This window comes from Planctomonas deserti, assembly GCF_003067705.1.
Lineage (GTDB): Bacteria > Actinomycetota > Actinomycetes > Actinomycetales > Microbacteriaceae > Planctomonas > Planctomonas deserti.
Map to the genome: position 1 here is coordinate 1 of NZ_QANL01000176.1, position 546 is coordinate 546.

Annotated in this window: 1 pseudogene; it reads left to right on the forward strand. The window is 66.1% G+C overall.

The features are described 5' to 3' along the window. A pseudogene (locus DAI20_RS20150) lies at positions 1-516 on the forward strand (hypothetical protein); the annotation flags it as partial. Positions 517-546: the final 30 nt, after the last annotated feature.

Below are 546 nucleotides of genomic sequence, written 5' to 3' on the forward strand. Positions count from 1 at the left end.
GCCGTCGCGCAGGGGCGACATCGCTACCACCGGCTGGCCTCGCACGAGGTTGCCGACATGCTGGAGGGCATCCTGCGCGTTGCGGACCGCACGCCGTCCTGCACCGCTGAGGCATCACGCAGCATGCCGGCGTTGCGCCAGGCGCGTTCCTGCTACCGGCATCTGGCCGGTGTGCATGCGGTGGCGATCACCGACCGCTTGTTGCAGGCAGGGCACCTGGTCCCGCACCAGGCGCATTGGCAGGTGAGTGTGGAGGGCGCAGCGTTCCTGCGGGAGCTCGGCCAGCCGCTGGCTGAGCTGCTGCGGCTTCCAGTGACGGTCAAGCCTGCGCGTTATTGCCGAGGATGCCTGGATTGTACCGAGCGGCGCCCCCATCTGGCTGGCTTGGTCGGCGAGGCCATGCTGGACAGCTTCGTGAAGAACGATTGGCTTCGGCGTGTTGAGGGCCGACGCGAACTGCGGCTGACACACCTGGGGCGCGAAGCACTATGGAAGCGGTTCAACCTGACAACATAAGTACCCATCAGTCTCATTCGCCCACGACAT